The sequence below is a fragment of the Bdellovibrio sp. HCB2-146 genome, assembly GCF_047345725.1.
Lineage (GTDB): Bacteria > Bdellovibrionota > Bdellovibrionia > Bdellovibrionales > Bdellovibrionaceae > Bdellovibrio.
Genome location: NZ_JBLEQP010000001.1, coordinates 2,216,629 through 2,235,093, shown reverse-complemented (window position 1 = coordinate 2,235,093; position 18,465 = coordinate 2,216,629). Strand labels below are relative to the sequence as shown.

General features: G+C 45.2%; 18 protein-coding genes and 1 tRNA gene. 1 reads left to right on the top strand and 18 read right to left on the bottom strand.

Annotated elements, in window-relative coordinates; translation table 11 throughout:
* Positions 1–128 precede the first annotated feature (128 nt).
* Positions 129–204 (bottom strand) — tRNA-Ala (locus tag ACLWOR_RS10930).
* A gap of 155 nt (positions 205–359) precedes the next feature.
* Positions 360–872 carry a hypothetical protein gene (locus ACLWOR_RS10925; RefSeq protein WP_413940742.1) on the bottom strand — a complete coding sequence of 171 codons (513 nt, stop codon included), beginning with the start codon at positions 870–872 and terminating at the stop codon, positions 360–362.
* Positions 873–1,080: 208 nt separating this feature from the next.
* On the opposite strand from ACLWOR_RS10925, the gene ACLWOR_RS10920 reads away from it, so the two are divergent.
* Positions 1,081–1,380 carry a cupin domain-containing protein gene (locus ACLWOR_RS10920; protein WP_413940741.1) on the top strand — a complete coding sequence of 100 codons (300 nt, stop codon included), beginning with the start codon at positions 1,081–1,083 and terminating at the stop codon, positions 1,378–1,380.
* A gap of 57 nt (positions 1,381–1,437) precedes the next feature.
* Here ACLWOR_RS10920 and ACLWOR_RS10915 read toward each other — a convergent pair whose 3' ends face one another.
* From ACLWOR_RS10915 to lepB, 16 genes are all read right to left on the bottom strand, one after another.
* A complete protein-coding gene (locus tag ACLWOR_RS10915; RefSeq protein ID WP_413940740.1) occupies positions 1,438–2,754 on the bottom strand; it encodes a replication-associated recombination protein A in 1,317 nt (438 codons plus the stop codon).
* A 41-nt stretch (positions 2,755–2,795) separates the two neighbouring features.
* A complete protein-coding gene (locus ACLWOR_RS10910; protein WP_413940739.1) occupies positions 2,796–3,389 on the bottom strand; it encodes a hypothetical protein in 594 nt (197 codons plus the stop codon).
* Between the two features lie 15 nt (positions 3,390–3,404).
* Complete coding sequence (gene pilQ / locus ACLWOR_RS10905; RefSeq protein ID WP_413940738.1) at positions 3,405–5,636, bottom strand: type IV pilus secretin PilQ; 2,232 nt, start codon at positions 5,634–5,636, stop codon at positions 3,405–3,407.
* Positions 5,637–5,660: 24 nt separating this feature from the next.
* The gene (locus tag ACLWOR_RS10900; protein WP_413940737.1) at positions 5,661–6,335 is read right to left on the bottom strand and encodes a pilus assembly protein PilP; all 675 of its coding nucleotides are present in this window, start codon (positions 6,333–6,335) and stop codon (positions 5,661–5,663) included.
* A complete protein-coding gene (pilO, locus tag ACLWOR_RS10895; RefSeq protein WP_413940736.1) occupies positions 6,332–6,913 on the bottom strand; it encodes a type 4a pilus biogenesis protein PilO in 582 nt (193 codons plus the stop codon). Before pilO ends, ACLWOR_RS10900 begins: the two co-directional genes overlap by 4 nt.
* Positions 6,910–7,515: a PilN domain-containing protein gene (locus tag ACLWOR_RS10890; protein ID WP_413940735.1), complete on the bottom strand. Its 606-nt coding sequence runs from the start codon at positions 7,513–7,515 to the stop codon at positions 6,910–6,912. The genes pilO and ACLWOR_RS10890 overlap by 4 nt, the downstream gene beginning before the upstream one ends.
* Positions 7,512–8,567, bottom strand: coding sequence for a type IV pilus assembly protein PilM (gene pilM / locus ACLWOR_RS10885; RefSeq protein WP_413940734.1), 1,056 nt, complete (start codon positions 8,565–8,567; stop codon positions 7,512–7,514). The genes ACLWOR_RS10890 and pilM overlap by 4 nt, the downstream gene beginning before the upstream one ends.
* Before the next feature lie 119 nt (positions 8,568–8,686).
* Entirely contained in the window at positions 8,687–9,478 is a 792-nt protein-coding gene (locus ACLWOR_RS10880; protein ID WP_413940733.1) for a prepilin peptidase, read from the bottom strand.
* Complete coding sequence (locus ACLWOR_RS10875) at positions 9,471–10,241, bottom strand: ABC transporter permease (protein ID WP_413940732.1); 771 nt, start codon at positions 10,239–10,241, stop codon at positions 9,471–9,473. Before ACLWOR_RS10875 ends, ACLWOR_RS10880 begins: the two co-directional genes overlap by 8 nt.
* A complete protein-coding gene (locus tag ACLWOR_RS10870) occupies positions 10,234–10,992 on the bottom strand; it encodes an ABC transporter ATP-binding protein (RefSeq protein WP_413940731.1) in 759 nt (252 codons plus the stop codon). Before ACLWOR_RS10870 ends, ACLWOR_RS10875 begins: the two co-directional genes overlap by 8 nt.
* 2 nt (positions 10,993–10,994) lie before the next feature.
* Positions 10,995–11,891 (bottom strand): phosphate/phosphite/phosphonate ABC transporter substrate-binding protein, encoded by an 897-nt coding sequence (phnD, locus tag ACLWOR_RS10865; RefSeq protein ID WP_413940730.1) that lies wholly within the window; start codon positions 11,889–11,891, stop codon positions 10,995–10,997.
* Positions 11,888–15,082 carry a carbamoyl-phosphate synthase large subunit gene (carB, locus tag ACLWOR_RS10860; protein ID WP_413940729.1) on the bottom strand — a complete coding sequence of 1,065 codons (3,195 nt, stop codon included), beginning with the start codon at positions 15,080–15,082 and terminating at the stop codon, positions 11,888–11,890. Before carB ends, phnD begins: the two co-directional genes overlap by 4 nt.
* An 11-nt stretch (positions 15,083–15,093) precedes the next feature.
* Positions 15,094–15,741, bottom strand: coding sequence for a hypothetical protein (locus tag ACLWOR_RS10855; protein WP_413940728.1), 648 nt, complete (start codon positions 15,739–15,741; stop codon positions 15,094–15,096).
* Positions 15,738–16,802 (bottom strand): glutamine-hydrolyzing carbamoyl-phosphate synthase small subunit, encoded by a 1,065-nt coding sequence (gene carA / locus ACLWOR_RS10850; RefSeq protein WP_413940727.1) that lies wholly within the window; start codon positions 16,800–16,802, stop codon positions 15,738–15,740. The genes ACLWOR_RS10855 and carA overlap by 4 nt, the downstream gene beginning before the upstream one ends.
* Positions 16,799–17,710 carry an aspartate carbamoyltransferase catalytic subunit gene (locus tag ACLWOR_RS10845; protein WP_413940726.1) on the bottom strand — a complete coding sequence of 304 codons (912 nt, stop codon included), beginning with the start codon at positions 17,708–17,710 and terminating at the stop codon, positions 16,799–16,801. The genes carA and ACLWOR_RS10845 overlap by 4 nt, the downstream gene beginning before the upstream one ends.
* A 35-nt stretch (positions 17,711–17,745) precedes the next feature.
* Positions 17,746–18,423 carry a signal peptidase I gene (lepB, locus tag ACLWOR_RS10840; protein ID WP_413940725.1) on the bottom strand — a complete coding sequence of 226 codons (678 nt, stop codon included), beginning with the start codon at positions 18,421–18,423 and terminating at the stop codon, positions 17,746–17,748.
* Positions 18,424–18,465 lie beyond the last annotated feature (42 nt).

Here is an 18,465-nt window from a genome sequence, read left to right as displayed (position 1 = left end):
AAATTTCTTATTCGTTGCTTCGTTTTATCGAAGCGCGAGGAACAGATCTTATACTAAGTTTTGTCCCCGTCAAACTCTTTCTTCAAAATTTTTTGTCGGTTAAGACAAAAGTCGAAGTAGAGAAAAATTGGTGGAGGCAACAGGGATCGAACCTGCGACCTTCTGAATGCAAATCAGATGCTCTCCCAGCTGAGCTATGCCCCCATCAAAAGTGGAACGTTTGTCTCGCAACGGGGGAAAAAGGTCAATAGCTTTTTTTCGAAATTTTAATGAGCCCTTCTCAAAATGCTTAAGAACTCATCGTTTTCGTTTCGATGAGTTCTTATAAAAAGGGTCTAAGTTTTTGGATTTACTAAAATTTACGCGCTTGCCTTAAATTTTGACGCCAATAGTCTATTTACCCACTTACGTTCAGTACTAAGGTCGAACCCAACCTTTTCTGCACCCGTTAATATAGCGAGATAGACTTTTTTTAGGATCTCAACCTCTTGATCGAGGCCATTATCTGCACCCATCGACTCTTCGATGGCTTCAAACACACTTACTAGATCTGGAGTCGTCACTACTTTTGGAATTCTCGTCATATCAAGACCTAAGGTCTCAACCGGCTTAAATCCAATGAGTGTTTCCGTTAACAAGACTTTTAATCCATTCTTGAAGTTCACTTGCAAGAAGGGCTTTCCGTCAGAGTCTGCTCTGTGCAAGACCTCACTGACATCTTGTGTACTGAAAGAGAATAATTTTCCGTCTAGATCCTGGCGAATCTGCACTCGTCCTGATTCATTGATCTTCGCGCGAAGACCTTTCGATGAATCGACAAAATTCAAGATGTGATCTAGTTCTGCAACTGTCGATTTAGACTTTGTACTCAAAGCGCACTCCCTTTCCCAGTACACATTAGGTATCGACAATCCCGAGAAGTACTTAACAGGAAAACCAAAAAAGATGAGAATCAGGTCCCTTATCCTGTCGCAATTTGAAAAGAATTTCGCGATACTGTTTCATGCCGAGATGATTTGCGGCGCGCCTTGTCCGGCGCGTTCCGATTTGAGATAAAGCTCCCTGAAAGAGGCACACACTATGATTATCACAAGATGGCAAGCTCCCCTAGTTCCTAGCCGCGAACAACTTCATATGATTCTTGAAGCGGAAGGATTGGAGCCGTTTGATGAAACTTATGACCCACAAATGAAGGTCGGCGACCATCGTCATCCTTTTGCGGAAGTACGTATTATTGTGGCGGGCGAGATGCTCTTTAACATTTCTGGAAATCAGTTCCTATTGCGACCAGGAGATCGATTGGAGATTCCGGCGAACACAAAGCATTCGCACGTGGCTCAATCAAATGTTGTCTGCGTTTGCGCACAAAGAGCGATCTAGCTTCTTGAACGAAATTTGAATTGAAATAAAAAAGGCTCTCCGTGCGAGAGCCTTTTTTTATTTTTCTTCTGGCTTTTTGTTTTTCATCCAGTTGAGATATTCGCGGATGTTTTTTTCGAATCCACGATTTGTCGGTTCATAGAGTTTCGCGTCTTTTACTTCCTCAGGGAGATAAGACTGATCCACCCAACCCGTCGGATAGCTGTGCGGATAATCGTAGTCCCGACCGTAGCCAAGATCTTTTGCGAGTGCGGTTTTCGCTGAACGCAAATGTAACGGTACGGGCAACGTTCTGGTCTGCTCAACCAACTGTTTCGCTTTATTGAGTGCCATGTAGGATGCATTCGATTTGGGACACGAAGCTAAATAAGTTGTTACTTGTGCGAGTGTGATGGCCCCTTCAGGGAGACCGATAGCTTCAACGGCTTGTAAACCTGCAACAGCAACGGAGATCGCCCTTGGATCCGCGTTGCTGATATCTTCTGACGCTAGAATAATCAATCTACGCGCAATAAAAATTGGATCCTCACCGCCGTCGAGCATTCGTGCAAGATAATAAACGGCCGCATCGGGATCACTTCCTCTGATGCTTTTAATAAAAGCTGAAATAAGATCATAGTGCATCTCGGAGCTTTTGTCGTAACCGATAGGATTTTGCTGAAGAAGCTCGCGCATGTCATCGCGGTTTAAACGCTCGCCGTCTTCTTGATCCTTGGTAAAATTATAAAGAATCTCGAGACTGTTGATAAGGCGTCGCGCATCTCCGTCTGAATACTCAAGAAGGTTTTGAATGGCTTCTTTTGATAAGATATTTGCAAGCGGCTTTTTATAGTGGTCCTCAGCGCGGGCTACGATTTTTTGCAGATCGCTTTCGCTCAAGCGTTCAAAGACGACCACACGGCAGCGACTCAAAAGAGCTCGGTTTAGCTCGTAGCTTGGGTTTTCCGTTGTAGCTCCAATAAGAACGAGATCGCCCTTTTCTACAAACGGGAGAAGGACGTCTTGCTGAGCTTTATTGAAGCGATGAATTTCATCGACGAAAAGCACAGTTTTTTGTTGCAGCTGCAGTCTGCGATCACGTCCTGCTTCGCCGACCTCGCGAAGAGCTTTTGCTCCCGAGTCTACGGCGTTTAAGTTAACAAAGTGAGCTTGGAAATGCTGAGAGAGTGCGAGCGCAAACGTGGTTTTACCTGTTCCCGGCGGTCCCCATATGATGAGGCTGGGTAAATAGCCTTTGCGAAGCATTTGACCTAATTTGGATTGTGGACCTAAGGTTTTTTCTTGCCCGAAGATTTCATCGAGATTTTTAGGGCGAAGGATCTCAGAGAGAGGTTGTGAGCTTAGAGATGCGGCTGAGGCTGAAAACAAATCCATGGCTAGGTCATAGCCTAGGCCCATGGATTAATCACTCTTTTTTAGTCGCCGCTGTAGTTAATTGAAATGAACGTTTGTGCTTGGGCAGGTTCTTGGTTACCTGCAGAATCTTCCACATAACCGTAGGCTGTCAGAGTCACCGAGCCTTGGTAAGGGGTTCCACCAGGCAATGAACCTAAAATTAACGGACAATCGGATGCGACTATTTGTGCTGGATCATACTTGAGCAATGGTTTTTTATAGGATTTTCGTTGCGCAGGACCGCCGATCACGGCTTCTCCGTTATCCCACCAAACTTTATTCAATGCCAACAAGTCATCGCCAGTAATGATTATTTTGTCCTGTGGAGTTGAAAGTCCCTCAATACGAACTTCAATACTGAAAATATTTAAAGCCCGATCTGAATGAGGATAGGAAAAGCTGACATTTTGAAAGCGAGCATAACTGGCTTCGATATCCTTTGTCGGTGTCGTATTAGACTCTGCAGCCGTTTTAGAGGCCAAGCAGCTAATAGCTTTCGCTTTAATGACAGGTGCGATATCAGGTGCAATAGCAAAATCAAAATCACCTTCTGATGCCGAACAACTCAAGAGAAGGCTGGATAAGGATGCACATAAAATAAATGATCTGATCATAACAGCCCTTCCTTTCTAAAAGTCTTTGGTGTTTGGAGTTCCGTTACCGTTACTGTCTACCTGTCCTAATATTCTAGGCGTTAAAAAGATGAGAAGCTCCATCTTTTGTTTACCTACAGTGCTGGTTTTAAACAGGTTACCAATGACTGGGATTTCACGGAACCAAGGTACGCCTGTTTCAGCGTCTGTGGCGTCACTTTGATAAATACCGCCAATTACCGCTGTTTGACCGTTTTTAACCAAGACGCGCGTATTCGCTTCACGGCTATTTACCGGGAACGTTACGTTTTGTCCTGTCCCTTGGTCGGCACCTTTAAATTGTCTCATAACACCGACTTTCATTATAACAGAACCATCGGCGGTTACTTGTGGAGTCACCTCAAGTTTTAATGAAAGTGGCTTAAATTGGAACGTTTCTGTTGAAACGCCCCCATTCACAGTCACCTGACGAACTGGAACTTCAGTCGTTTGATTGATATTCGCCTGCTCATTCGACATCGCTAGGATGCGAGGAGAAGAGATCACTTTCACTTGTTCTTCCTGTTCAGACAACGCAAGGGCCGCTGTGATGTTACCGAAGATATCAAGAGTTCCCACGTTCAAGTTGAAATTAAAGTTACTACCGCCGCTTCCTGCGCCTGGATTGACGTTAAAGCTTGGAGTCATATTCACCGGGCCACGCGAACCATTTCCGAGGCTCAACGGAACACCCGTTGCACCCCAAGAAACGCCCACTTTACGTTGGAAACTTTCGCCGGCTTCGACGATTTTTCCTTCAATCAAAACTTGGGCTGGTTGGATATCTAAGCTTTTAATAAGTTTTGCTGCACGCTCGAGATTCTCTTCGATATCTGTGACAACTAGAGCGTTGGTGCGCGTGTCACCAACAACTTTTCCACGTTCACCGAGGAAGTCTTTAATCTTCTTTTCTAACTCGTCAACTTTGGCGTAGCTCACCGGGAACATGCGAACTTTTAAAGGTTCGACGTTTTTACGAGCCAAAGCCAATTTCGTTGCATCATCCTCTTCCGCTTTCAAATCTTGAACCGGAGCAATTCGCAACACATTTCCTTGGCGAGTGTAACCCAATTTTTTTGCTCTCATGATCATCACCAGTGCTTGGTCCCAAGGCACCTGGCGAAGTTTCAAACTGATATTACCGCGCACTTCTTCAGCGATAACCATGTTCACGCCGCTCTCTTCAGTGATGAAGTTCAAAGCATCGCGAATATCCATGTTGTTCGTTTCGATCGAGATTTTTTTACCGTAGAACTTGGTGTTTCCAACAAGGAACTCTGTCAAAGTTGAACTTGGTAAAATACGGTCTGTCACAACATCAGAACCTCCGGCTGCTTCTTCAGGCGCCGCGGCCTCAGCAACCGTCTCTGAAGATGAGCTTCCAGTGCCACCAGCAACGATTAGCAAGCTGTTGCCTTCCTGCTGAACTGCTGGCTCACCGACTCCGTCACGCATTTGAATCACAAAGCGCGCTGTTGTAGAGCCTGGATTTTGGTACGCATCAATAGCGCCGACTGCGCCTTTGATATCGCGTGTGTTCAAAGAACGTTTCAACTTATCTGGCAAGATGGCATTGTCTACTTCGATAATGAATTGATGCAAGTCAGGGTTCGAGCGAGTTGAGTACGTCAAAGGCTGAGTGGCTTGCACGATAATCGTGCCACCGTTGTCGTTCGCTTTAAACTTAAGATCTGTGATACGCACTGGTGCTGCAGCTGGTGCTACAGGTTCCGGTGCTGGTGGAGCTGGCTCTGGCTCTGTTTCAACAGCAACTGGTGGCACAGGCTCTTGCACTTCTGGTGCAGGAACTGGCTCTGGCTCCGGAGCTGGGGCTTCGGCCACTGGCGTTTCTGCAAACGGATCTTCAGTAATTTCTTCAGCCACCGGTGGAGGTGGTGGCGTTGCGGCCTGCTCTTGTTTTGCAGCTGGTGCGCCGTCGTTAGCTTCATTGAATTCGTCTTCCAAAGCTAAATCTTGATCACCATGAACAGCTTCTTGAGCTTGTTGCTGCTGTTGATTTTCACTCTCGAAGTCAGCAAATTCATCTGCAGGAGCTGAATCTTGAGCCGCACCCGCATTGTCGGTTGCCGCTTCTTCAAGCGCGCTTGTATCGGTATAAGTCTCGCCGTTTCCATCCAATGACAAATCGTCATCCACGGGCTGGCTGGTGCAGGAAAGTAAAGAGGCTATCATAGCACTCACGATTGCGTATCTAATGAATCCGTTCATTAGTTCCTCCTCGGAAAGAGAATCTTATTTTTTAAACTCAACTACACGGGGTGTTTTAATCGGTTTTCCATCTTCGTAGATCGTTTCAACGACCACAATCTCACCCTCGCGGATCACCGCTACGTATCCTTCGTTACGGCCGATCTTTGAATTTTTAATTATAGTATGTACCGCCCCGTCTGGATCTTTAATCATCGCTCGTGGTGTTTTGACTTCCCACAAGATACCTACGATTTGCAAACGCTCCAGTTCCCATTTTTGCAGAGGCTCTAGGACGACTTCTTTTTTATCGCTACGAATAACAACAGCACGGAACGGTTTGAAAGGGTCCCGTTTACCCGTTGGATCGTAGAAGTAGTCATCTCCGTTATCATATTGTTGTACAGGTGCAGGCTGTTGCGCTGTCGCCCCGTCGCCTACGGGTTGATCCATCGGAGGCGGTTGCATTTGGGGCTCTGTCGGCGGAGGCGGCACGGCAGTTGGCGGTGGTGGGACTTGTCCCTGCGGAGGTTGTTGTCCTGGTGGAGGCGGAACCTGAGTTGACTCCACTTCTTTCATAAATTCAGGTGGCAAATCTCCGTTGGACGGAGCTCCTTGAGAATGAGCTGGCGTCATGAAACGAACGCTGACCGCAAAGGCCAAGCCCAATCCAACTACTGCCACTAAAATGTAAGACACCATCCATCTTACAGATTTCACTTCTTCTCCAAATTCTCTTTTTCAGGAGCAAGTTTGTAACCTACAACCTGACCTTCGAAACGCAAAATTTTACTTCCAGGTGCGGGTTCTGAAATGACCACGTTTTTCACGCGGGACATTCTTTCCGCAGTCGAAACAACATACACAAACTGAGCGAGCTGCGCATAAGTTCCCTCGAGAGAGACGTCTACCGGAACTTCTTCGACGACTTCTTTTTTAATATTCTCACCAGGCTTTTTTGCCTTCAAATCAACGCCCGCAGTTTTAACGAAACCGTCAATCGCTTTATTGATATCAATTGAAAAAAGGTCCGCGGGAAGACGACGTGAAATCTCTTGATACTTCGCCGTCAGTTGTCCTACTTTTTCTTGCATCTCACGCACTTGCTTAAGCGTTGCATCCGTATCTTTTTTCTTCGTTTCTTCTTCGGTCAGTTGCTGACTGACGGCGATGATTTGTGCGTCTAACGCTGATCCATCGTCGTACAGAGCGTACCAATAAAGGCCTGAGACTGCTGCGGCAATCAGCATGACTTTATTGTAGGGATAACCTGCGAGTGTTTCGAAAAACTTATTCATTCAGGTCTCTCCAAAACGCAGCTAATCTCAAACTTTTTCAAGTTCATTCCATCAATGATGGCTTCACTGGAACTAACGAGATTGACGTCCATCAAGAACACGCTTTTTGTTAAGGATTCCAGGAACGTCGACACTTCAAAATCGCTCAACGCAAAACCTTGAATGGTGACTTTGTCTGGATTGATTTGCAGACGAGTCAACCAAGCTTTTTCTGGAATCAGCTGTTGCACCAAATCCATCACACGAATTTCGCGATGACGATCTTTCGAGATTTTTTCAAGCGCCGTGATTCGAGTTTCGATCAACGCTTCGTCTTCTTTAAATTTCTTAATTTCCGCAACGGAAGCCGCTTGCTTTGAGTTGTAGTTCACAAGCTCTTGCAAGACCTGGTTTTTAGATGCCAGTTCAGCTCTCTTTGTCGGGATGTTTTGCATTTCATATAGATAAAATGCCAATGGCCCCAAACAAATGATCAGAATTCTTTTCAGTGCTTCTTTGCGCGTCTCATCCGGAGCTGTATATCCGTCTCCGGCAAGACCCATTGAAGAGCTGATTGAAGACAACGGACCGATCTTGGAGGTGGCAAGGTTGATACGAATCATTCCGAATCTCCTTGCTCACGAATACCGAGGCCCGTGACCACACCTGCAAAATTGCTGATCTGATCGAGATACTCACGCGAAAACTTCTTCGCATTGGCCTTAATTTTAATAAACGGATTAAACGGCTCCATGCGCAGACCTGTCGCACGTGAGACCGTATCGACAAGGCCTGAAGTTGCGGAACTTCCGCCCGTATAGAAACATCTTGTCAGAACCAATCCATTTGTAGTCGCACTTAGGAAATCCAAACTACTGCGAATCTCTTCGCCGACAGCTTCATTTGTGGCGCTGATAATGCTGTGAACTTCATCGGGAACTTCACGGCGTGAAACTGCGCTTAATTTCAATGCCTCAGCTTCACCAACAGTGATCCCCATGGCTTTGTGGATTTCATTTGTGTAGTTCGCCCCACCCACTGGAATATCACGGCAGAAAATAACTTCGCCATTATGGACCACAACGAAGTTCGTAATCGAAGCTCCGAAATTCAAAATGCCAACCACTTCGCCCGGCATTTTTCCATAGTTGAGCTCAAAGGAGTTTGCCAAAGCAAAACCACTTACATCTAAAACACTGCAACTGTAACCGCTCACTTCAATAACTTGAGTATATTGCGTGACGAGTTCGTTTTGGGCCGCAATCAAAAGGATGTCCATCGTATCTGGAGATGCACTTGTCGAAAGAATATGATGGGCCAAGCTGATATTGTTGATATCAAATGGAATGTATTGCTCAGCTTCGAAGCGAATTTGATCTTTAACGAGCTTTCTATCCATGCGAGGAATCGTAATTTTTTTCACGATAACCGCTGTTCCCCACATGGCTGTGGCGATTTGTTTTCGCTTGGTTTTTACCTCTGAAATCAGAGACTGAATGGCCATTCCCACAGAAGCAATGTCGACAATCTCCCCACCCGAAACTGAATTGGGAGGCGTTGGTGCAAAGCCAAAAGAAAGCAACTGAGCTCCGGATCTTCCGAAGTCCATTTCAGCAAGCTTGATAGAACTCGTACCGATATCGAGTCCGATAACTTTTTTCGATTTAAAAAACATGCTTCTGCTGCTTCCCCAGTTGTACCAACATCGATGTCATTATAAAGACTTACGTCTTTAGACGCAGGTCTAAATACTAAAATTATTTCTGGTCCAAGGGTGAATGTCAAACAAGGGGTCTAGCTTAAGCCTGGAAGAAAAAGGTCCAGGTACCAAAGTGCGATCGTTTCTCCTCCGAAAAGATAGCAAATAGCTCCCAATGCGAGATAAGGTCCAAACGGAATAACAGTCTTTAGTCCAGCTTTTTGTTTTCTTGCGAGAATAAGTCCAACAACACTTCCTACAATGGCAGAGGACATAATCACGAAGGGAATTGCTTTCCATCCAAGAACGGCACCGATCCATGCAAGAAGTTTAATATCTCCCCCACCCATGCCTTCTTGTTTTGTGAAAAGATAATAAATGTAAGCCATCGCCCACAAAAATCCACCGCCCATCAAAACGCCAAAGAAAGCATCCAGGAATTCGCGCTGCGGATTCAAAGCAGCTCCAACCAAACCAATGACAATCCCCGATAAAGTAAATTCATCAGGCAAAATCATGTGATCGATATCAATAAATGTACAGATCACAAGACCAAAACAGAAAAGAAGATATTCAGGAAGTGACCAAGTCCAGCCTGCATAGTGATAGCACAACACAAAAAGGACGCCGGTAATAAACTCAACCAACGGATAACGGAAGGAAAACTTCGCACCACAATGACGACATTTCCCACGCAAGATAAACCAACTGAAAATAGGAATATTGTCGTACCATTTCACAGGCTTTTTGCAGCTATAACAGTGGCTGCCAGGTTTGACGATGCTTTCTTCTTTGGGCAGACGATAGATCACAACATTGGCAAAACTTCCAAAAATGGCGCCAAAGATAAAAAAACAGACATAAAAATAAAGGTCTAAATCAAACAATGTCTTTTCTCCTGAACAAGAAGCTTGTCACCACAAGTGCCAAAAGCACCCAGCCCACCGTATGCCCCAACATCCACAACACGTCTCCACCGGGTATTCCTTTTTCAAGAAAATAAGTGGATTTCCAATTCATACGATAAAGATTTGGAGTGACCCAATGTAAGCCCTCGACAATTTGTACCAAAGATTCTTGCTGACTTTTTTGTGCAAAAAACGCCAAGTCACCGAGCCAATGTCCTAATAAGAAGACCACGGCTCCCGCGGCAAGTGACAAAACAGGACGGACAATTAAACTAAAACAAATCACAAGCGAGAGAATCACCACGCTCTCAAGCCATAGACTCATGCAGATTTCGATAAATGAAAGCCACAGTTTTGAATCTTTCCACAACCCCAACAATAAAAAGAGAACAAATCCCAAGGCAAACATCAAAAGCGTATTCAACGCAATCAAACCGAATGTTTTTCCTAAAATAAACTGATCTCGAGAAATGGGACGTGAAAGAATCAGCAAGCAGGTTTGCTTTTCAATTTCTTTGGCTAAAAGATACGCACCTGAAAAAAGAGATACGCCCAGTGCAGAAATATGGATCGCAAGAAAACCAAAGTCTGTGAGAATCTTTCTTTGCTCTGCAAATGAAAGAGCCCCCATCAAAAAGCTGAGGGCAAAAAGGCCCACCGCCATGACGACAACGACCCAAAAGATTCTTTCGCGCAACATTTCACGCAAGGTTGTATGAGCTAACGTGAGAACCTTAAACATTGGCTCCCCCTTTAGCGCGCACATGGCGGAATGCTTTTTCAAGATTATTGTATTCAGCCACGAAAGATGTCAGGGCTCCTTCGTAGAAAATCTGACCATTATTAATTACAACCAAGTTCGAGCAAAGCTCTTCCATATCCTGAAGAAGATGACTGCTAAAGAAGAGCGTCACTCCTCGTTTTTGCTCTTCACGCAAAATGTCCTTTACCATCAAACGGCCATCCGGATCCAAGCCTGACATCGGCTCATCGAGAATCAACAGGTCAGGTTTGGTGAGAATGGCTTGAGCAATACCCACTCTTTGCAGCATGCCTTTTGAGTATGTGCGCAGACGGCGATCTTTGGCTTCTAATAAATCGACCTTTGCCAACGCCTCACGTGCGCGGTCATAGAAGTCTTTTTGCGTGTGACCATAACAAAGATGCCAGTGAAGTTTTAAAAACTCCATTCCGGTCAAGAATTCATATAGATAAGGACGTTCTGGCAGATATCCAATACGAGTTTTGATGTCATTACTGAGAGGTTGATTAAAGAAACGAATTTCACCACTGTCGGGACGAATAAAATTAAACAGACATTTTATCGTGGTGGTTTTTCCGTGACCGTTTCCACCGACAAAACCTATCGTTTGCCCCATAGGCAAAGAAAAACTAACGTCTTTAAGTACGTGACGGTCTTTCTCAAAAAGACCGCCTTTAAAGCTTTTATTAAGCTTGCGAACTTCTACTGCCGGTGTGGATGTTTCGTTCATTCTTATTCAGGTTTAAGCTCAATATTGAGTTCCTTAACCATCTCCCTCACAGGATCATACTGCTTAGAAGTGGCAGGCATCAAGTCATGAGAACCTAAAATTTCGGAATACTTGCTGCGATCTTTTTCGGATTGCGAAAGTTCGATCAAACTGAACATCAACGTGTGCGTGATCTTAGGATATTTGTCGTAAAATTCCTGGCTCACACAAAACGGATCGTTGGGAATAGGCTGACTGATCCACACAATTTGATATTTCATTTTTTTATCGGTCGCAAACTTGACCCAAGCGCCATGAGTCCCTTTCTCGTCATCACTAAAGACCGCAGCGGCGTCGACTTTTTTATTTTCAAGAAGCTGAATAGAAGCTTGGTGATTTCCAGAGAAAACGACTTCTTTTAAATCTGAATCTTTGATGCCTTTCTTCTTAAAGGCGACTTTTGGATAAAGATAACCGGAAGAAGATTTTTCATCGACAAAAGCGAGTCGTTTGCCTTTCAAATCCTCGATCTTTTTAATTTTTGATCCTTTGGGAGCGATAATCGTCGAATAGTAAAAAGGCTGGTTCCATACATTCTTGAGAAGTACTTTTGCGCCTGCTTGTTTTTCTGCAAATACATATGTCAAAGAAGAGAAAAAGGCGAAATCCACCTTCTTTTGCTTCATGGCCTCAACAAGGCCCGCGTAATTTTTGGAAATATAAACGTTAACTGGGATATTCAATTCGGTTTGCAAAGCCTTGGCTAGATTCAGTGCTTGCTCTCGTAAGTTTTCTGGATTTCCGCCGGGAATCACGCCGATCGTGATTCCTTCAGGGGTTGCCTCTGTTTGGCTTGAATCCGCCGCCCACACCTGGAGCGCTAACAACATACTGAGAGTGAAGAACAAAATCCGTTTCAAAAGGCCTCCATCGATTGCAATGCCTCCACTGATGATGTCCCATTTCTGGTATTTTTCAAAGCAAGAACGAACGCCTCGGCCGCATCACTCTCTGTCAGGCACGGAATATTGTAGTCCGTACAAGCTCGACGAATGTCGAAGCTGGCCTCAATCGCCCTTTTTCCCGAAGTCGTGTTAATAACAAATGCCACCTCGCCCGAACGGATCTTATCCACACAGTGAGGACGCCCCTCATCCACTTTTCTTAAGGACAGGCAGTTAATACCTTTTTCATTAAAGAACGCAGCCGTTCCCGTCGTAGCTGAAACACCATATCCCATGCGTTGAAGTTCACGAGCGAGAGTCAGCATAGACTCTTTGTCTTTATCACGAAGAGAGAAAAACACTTGGCCCATTTTTGGAAGACGCACATTGCTTGAAAGGAACGCTTTTGCCAAAGCTTCGGAATAATCTTTTCCGCGCCCCATGCTTTCACCCGTTGATTTCATTTCGGGTCCAAGGATGGAATCGGCTTCCGGAAATTTCTTAAATGGAAAGACAACGCCTTTAACAGAAACCGAAGGCGTATTTCTCCAATTCAATTTATCTAGTGATAACTCCTGGCGAGTTTTGCCAAGCATCGCCGCCACCCCCAGATCAATCAACGGAATGCCGGTTGCTTTTGCAACAAACGGAACAGAGCGTGAGCTACGTGGGTTGGCTTCAAGCATGTAAACGACGTCTTTAAGAACAGCTAGTTGGAGATTCAGGTGACCAATCACACCAATTCTTTCTGCCAACTTTTTGCTAAGATCTTCAATACGTTCACAGGTTTCCGGTTTCAAACGTTGCGGAGGAAGAACTCCCATCGAATCACCGGAATGAACACCGGCTGCTTCGATATGCTCAACGACTCCACCGATCACAGTCCAATCTTTACCACGCACAAGGTCCACGTCGACCTCGAGAGCACCTGCTAAGAACTGATCCATCAAGCATGGTTTATCGGCAGAGATATAAGCTTTATGTCTTTGGAAGTAAGAAACCAACTCATCGTTATTTTCAATTACTTCCATACGACGTCCACCCAAAACATAGCTTGGGCGACAGATCATTGGATAACCAACTTTGCTTTCAAGACGAAGTGCTTCTTCAAGTGACCCCGCCATTCCAGAATTGGGAATTGCAAAGTTCAACTCACGACAAATTTTTGAGAACAAACCACGGTCTTCCGCAAGATCAATTGTTTCCAGAGAAGAACCAAGAAGATTGAAGCCCGCTTGCACAAGAGCTGGAGCGATGTTGATTGGAGTTTGACCACCTAATTGCGCAACAAAACCGCGTGGCTTCATAAAACGCATAATCTCGATCAAACTTTCAGTGGTCAGAGGTTCAAAGAACAACACATCAGACGTATCGTAATCCGTTGAAACAGTTTCCGGATTTGAATTTACCATGATCACTTTAGCGCCAGCTTTCTGAAAACCCTTAACGCCGCGAACACAGCTATAATCGAACTCAATACCTTGACCAATTCTATTGGGGCCTGAACCAATGACCACAACAGCATTTGGTGCATTTACCGCAGCTGAAACTTGTGGCCAGTAAGAAGAGTAGAAATAAGGTGTTGAAGATTCAAACTCTCCCGCACATGTATCAACTTGTTGATAGCGTGGGAAGATTTGAGATTTTTCACGGACCGCGCGAATATCTTTCTCGGTCTTACCGAGCAGAACAGCAAGGCGCGCGTCTGTGAAGCCTTTACGCTTGGCTTGCAAAAGAGCTTTTTCCGGCTCATCGGCGAATGCAGCTTTGAAGTTCTTTTCAAAACGAATGATTGTCTCAATGTGCTCTAGGAAGTATGGATTAATGCCTGTTAAATCCTGAATTTCGGCAACTGTCTTGCCTTCACGGAAGGCTTGGAAGAGATGATAGATGCGCTGGCTGTTCGGATAAGAGATTTTATCTGTTTGCAATTCCACTTCAGGAATAGCTTCTGGATTTTTCTCAAGACTTGCCATCGCCTTCATTAGCGATTCTTGCAAAGTACGCCCAATCCCCATGACTTCGCCCACACTCTTCATTTGTGTTGTGAGAGAGTCTTTCGAGCCTTGAAATTTTTCAAATGCAAAGCGTGGAATTTTAGTCACGACGTAATCGAGAGCGGGCTCGTAGCAAGACGGTGTTACTTTCGTGATATCATTTTTAAGCTCATCAAGACTGTAACCGATTGCCAACAAAGCTGCGATTTTCGCAATTGGGAAACCGGTTGCTTTACTTGCAAGTGCAGACGAACGAGATACGCGTGGATTCATTTCAATTACGACGCGCTCGCGAGTCGTTGGGTGAACTGCAAACTGAATATTCGCGCCACCTGTTTGAATTCCGACTTCATTAATAATCTTGCACCCCTCATCGCGCATCGCTTGGTATTCACGGTCGCTGAGAGTTTGCTGAGGAGCAATGGTGATACTGTCACCCGTGTGAACGCCGCATGGATCTAGATTTTCAATACTACAAACAACAACGAAGGTTCCTTTGTAGTCGCGCATAACTTCAAGTTCGAACTCTTTCCAACCCAAGATACTTTCTTCGACAAGAACTTCGCTTGTCGGGCTTTCATGCAAAGCTGTGACAAGCATGTTTTGATATTCTTCAGGAGAATACGCGATTCCTCCCCCGCCACCACCAAGAGTGTAGTTCGGACGAAGGATCAATGGATAACCGAGTTCCTCGGCAACTTGCAAACCATGCTCAAAAGTACGAACCAAATGGCTCTTTGGGGCGCGCGCGCCGATTTTATCCAGGATGCCACGGAAGATCTCGCGATCTTCACCGGCTTTGATCACTTGCGGGGTTGCACCCAAGAGTTGAACTTTGTGTTTTTGAAGAATGCCTTTAGCGTGAAGATCAAGAGCGAGATTCAGAGCCGTTTGACCACCGAGAGTCGGAATCACGGCATCTGGCTTTTCTTTTTCGATAATTTTATCAAGATATTCGACCTTTAGAGGTTCGACGTAAACCCGTGTCGCAATCTCGGGGTCCGTCATGATGGTCGCAGGATTGGAGTTCACTAAGATAACTTCCAATCCTTCTTTCATGAGCGCCTTACATGCCTGGGTGCCGGAATAATCAAACTCACAGGCTTGTCCAATAACGATAGGTCCAGATCCAATAATTAAAACCTTCTTGATATTGGACTTACGCGGCACTCATTCCCCCTTTAGATCCCTAATTTGCCCTCATTGGAGTAAATCATCTCGGGACTCACATGTTTATACTGCTCAAACTTGTATCTCATCTTGATCAGTCGAAGCATCATCACGTCTGGATCCAAATCCGGATCCTTGCGATGACGTTTCACCTCACTCAAGATGAATTTCTTAGCGCTTTCTGGATGAAAGCAAAACCCACGAGTGAAAACCCAAGAGTCTCCATTCGGGATCAAGCGCACTTCAAAAATTTCATCTTCATCAAAACCAAAAACAAAGGACGACTGCTTCACGATAAGTTTTTTATTCGCCAAGAGGTCTTTGATATAAATGTCGCTGCCTTTGATTTTGATAAATTCAAAAAGCGAATGACGATTTTGTTTTAAAATATCCAGTGTACGAAGTTCCTCGTCAGAGAAACGCAACTCACGAACTAACAAGCACGCATCAAGTGGTGTTTGGCCGTAGCCTTTAAGTTCGCGGGTAAAGAAATACCAATCATAGAACTGCGCCATGCGCGATTCATAATGTTCAGAGTTCTCGTCCAAAGCTCCTGCTTTTTCGAAGAATTCTTTTTTTGCCATCGCGAGTTCATCTTTAAAAGACTCGCCGACAAAATGGTTCAAAATTTTCTCAATCAGTTTTTCATATTCGTTCATATCATCCGCTCAATAAAGTAGCTAAATAGCCCTTGCGCCTCATGCGGTCCCGGGCAACTTTCAGGATGATATTGTATTCCCAAACATTTTCTTTTTTCACTATAAAAACCTGCCACAGTGCCATCATTAAGGTTGATATGGGTGATTTTCACATCAGCTGGCAAGCTCTGTGCTTCCACACCGTATCCATGGTTCTGGCTGGTCACGTAAATTTGATTCAAAAGGCGGTCATCGATCGGGTGATTGCTGCCGCGATGGCCAAATCGGAGTTTGTAAGTCTTCGCGCCTAAAGCGAGAGCCAAAACCTGATGACCCATGCAAATACCAAAAATTGGTTTTTGACCAAGAAGTTCGCGCACTGTTCCGATAGCCACTTGCACGTCGGCCGGATCGCCGGGCCCGTTGGTCAGCATGATTCCGTCTGGATTATAGGACATAATCTCGCCCACACTCGCTCGGCTATTAAAAATTTTGATTTCAGAGCAACGAGATTGAAGCTCGCGAAGAATGTTTTCTTTGCTACCGAAATCAAGAACTGCGATACGCGGACCAACCATGTTTTGGCCTTTGCGAACTTCAGAATCCTTGCGCGATGCCATGTAAACCCAGTCTTTGTCCATGCTCTTTTTTGGAGCAATCAAAGCTTGAGCTTTTTTCTGAGCTTCAGCTTCCGAATTCGCCTGCACCAATGCTCCCCAAGGAGTACCCCCCTGACGAAGTCTTAACGTCAGTTGGCGAGTGTCGATTTCAGTCAAAAGAGGAATTTTATTTTCTAGAAGACGTTTTTTCCAAGCTTGATCGCGCTCCGTATCTTGGACTTCAAGGCAAATAAAGCCTTCAATCCACATGCGACGCGACTCCCAAACTTCATTTTCAACTCCGTAGTTCCCTTGCATCGGAGCCGTCATCACGACAATTTGTGATAAATAAGACGGATCAGTTGCGATTTCTTCGTAGCCCGAGTGTGAAGTATTAAATACAACTTCGCCGGCACGCTCTTCACCACCGTGCCATTGCCCTTGATAAGTCTCTCCGGACTCTAATACGAGATATGCGTTCATAGGGTCTCCTCGAGACAGTTAAGCTGAATAAGTGCTTGGCGAATTAACACACCACTTGTGACTTGCGGTAAAACTTTGCAACGCGGATCTTGCAAAACTTCAGAGTCCATTTCTGTTCCCTGATTGATCGGACCTGGATGCATGATCAAAGCTTTCGCCGATAGTTTCTTAAGATTCTCAACCGTAAAGCCGTAAGCCGCACGATAATCTTTAAGTGAGTAGGAAGTTTCATGTCTTTCCAACTGCACTCGCAAAGCCATTGCCACTGTCGCCCAAGAAAGTCCTTCCTGCAGAGAAGAAAAAACCGGCACAGATGGCTTTTCAGGCAGGAACTCAGCAGGTCCACACAGAGCCACTTCATATCCTAAAACTTTTGCGAGTTCGAAGTGAGAAGCGGCCACACGACTGTGACGGACATCACCGACAATCAGGATTTTTTGTTTTTCACAAGTTCCCAAGTATTTACGAACAGTGTAAGCATCAAGCAGAGCCTGCGTTGGGTGGCCTTTTTTGCCCCAGCCTGCATTCAAAATCGGCATCGAAACTTGCGAGCTCAAAGCCGCGAGATCCAGATCATCTCCACAACGAATCACGAGAAAATCCGGATTCATTGCTGCCACATTGAGCACAGTGTCTTCGAGTGTTTCGCCCTTTTCAAGACTAGTTCCGGCTTTCCCGTCAAGTCTCAATGGATGCACACCTAATCTCGCACAAGCTGTTTCAAAACTGAGCCGAGTGCGTGTGCTGGCCTCAAAAAACAAAAGGGCTCCGGTTTTACCGCAGCCCTTTGTCGCCAAACGAGAAACATCGCTTCCCGCATATCCATCAGCGATAGAGAAAATTCGCCCAACTTGCTCACGCGTGAGGCTTTGAAGATCTAAAACTGAGTGTGAATTTCTAGAAGACATCTAGAACTAAAGACTAGAAGCCGGAGGAAAACTTGTCAACGGAGCGAAGAAAAAACTCTTTCCCAACGCACCGAAGGATAACGATCCGAGCCCCATTTGTTTTGCCAATCTAAGGACAACCAAACAATAACGACTTTTCCAGCGACTTCTGCCAAAGGAACAGTCCCCCAATAGCGCGAGTCGTCACTTGCGTCGCGATTGTCACCTAAGAGGAAAACCTCCCCAGGAGGGACAACCAAAGGACCGAAGTTTCGACCTTCACTTTGTTTATCCATAATCACGCGCCACTCAAGTCCTTCTGATTTTTCCGAGAAAATATCAAACATCTCGGCATTTGGATTATCCCGAGAAGAGTTTTCTGCTTTCTCATAGGTGAGAGGCTGATCGTTTAAAACAAGTCGCCCATTTTGAATTTGCACGCGATCACCTGGCAAGCCTACAACTCTCTTCACATAGCTCGTCCCTGGCTGATTGGGATACGAAAATACAACGAGATCGCCTCGTTCTGGTAAAGTGATATCAAATTTCGTGCGAGAAAAAGGAAGAGACACTCCATACGACAAGCGAGAGGCGAAAATAAAATCACCTGGCTTGAGCGTGGGCTGCATAGATCCCGTTGGAACCTTGTATGCCGTGGCGACATAGTTGCGCACAAAAAGCGCACACGCCACTGCTAAAACTAAAGTCGTCACATACTCACGCCAACGAGTCATTGAAAAATTCTAGCGAACTTCAGGTAACAAAAAAACCAAAAA

Coding starts and splice junctions, on each gene's coding strand:
- ACLWOR_RS10910 (WP_413940739.1), bottom strand. CDS start 3,389: ATGATCAGATCATTTATTTTATGTGCATCCTTATCCAGCCTTCTCTTG.
- pilO (WP_413940736.1), bottom strand. CDS start 6,913: ATGAATAAGTTTTTCGAAACACTCGCAGGTTATCCCTACAATAAAGTC.
- pilQ (WP_413940738.1), bottom strand. CDS start 5,636: ATGAACGGATTCATTAGATACGCAATCGTGAGTGCTATGATAGCCTCT.
- ACLWOR_RS10915 (WP_413940740.1), bottom strand. CDS start 2,754: ATGGATTTGTTTTCAGCCTCAGCCGCATCTCTAAGCTCACAACCTCTC.
- pilM (WP_413940734.1), bottom strand. CDS start 8,567: ATGTTTTTTAAATCGAAAAAAGTTATCGGACTCGATATCGGTACGAGT.
- lepB (WP_413940725.1), bottom strand. CDS start 18,423: ATGACTCGTTGGCGTGAGTATGTGACGACTTTAGTTTTAGCAGTGGCG.
- ACLWOR_RS10845 (WP_413940726.1), bottom strand. CDS start 17,710: ATGTCTTCTAGAAATTCACACTCAGTTTTAGATCTTCAAAGCCTCACG.
- ACLWOR_RS10890 (WP_413940735.1), bottom strand. CDS start 7,515: ATGATTCGTATCAACCTTGCCACCTCCAAGATCGGTCCGTTGTCTTCA.
- ACLWOR_RS10855 (WP_413940728.1), bottom strand. CDS start 15,741: ATGAACGAATATGAAAAACTGATTGAGAAAATTTTGAACCATTTTGTC.
- ACLWOR_RS10875 (WP_413940732.1), bottom strand. CDS start 10,241: ATGTTTAAGGTTCTCACGTTAGCTCATACAACCTTGCGTGAAATGTTG.
- ACLWOR_RS10920 (WP_413940741.1), top strand. CDS start 1,081: ATGATTATCACAAGATGGCAAGCTCCCCTAGTTCCTAGCCGCGAACAA.
- carA (WP_413940727.1), bottom strand. CDS start 16,802: ATGAACGCATATCTCGTATTAGAGTCCGGAGAGACTTATCAAGGGCAA.
- ACLWOR_RS10870 (WP_413940731.1), bottom strand. CDS start 10,992: ATGAACGAAACATCCACACCGGCAGTAGAAGTTCGCAAGCTTAATAAA.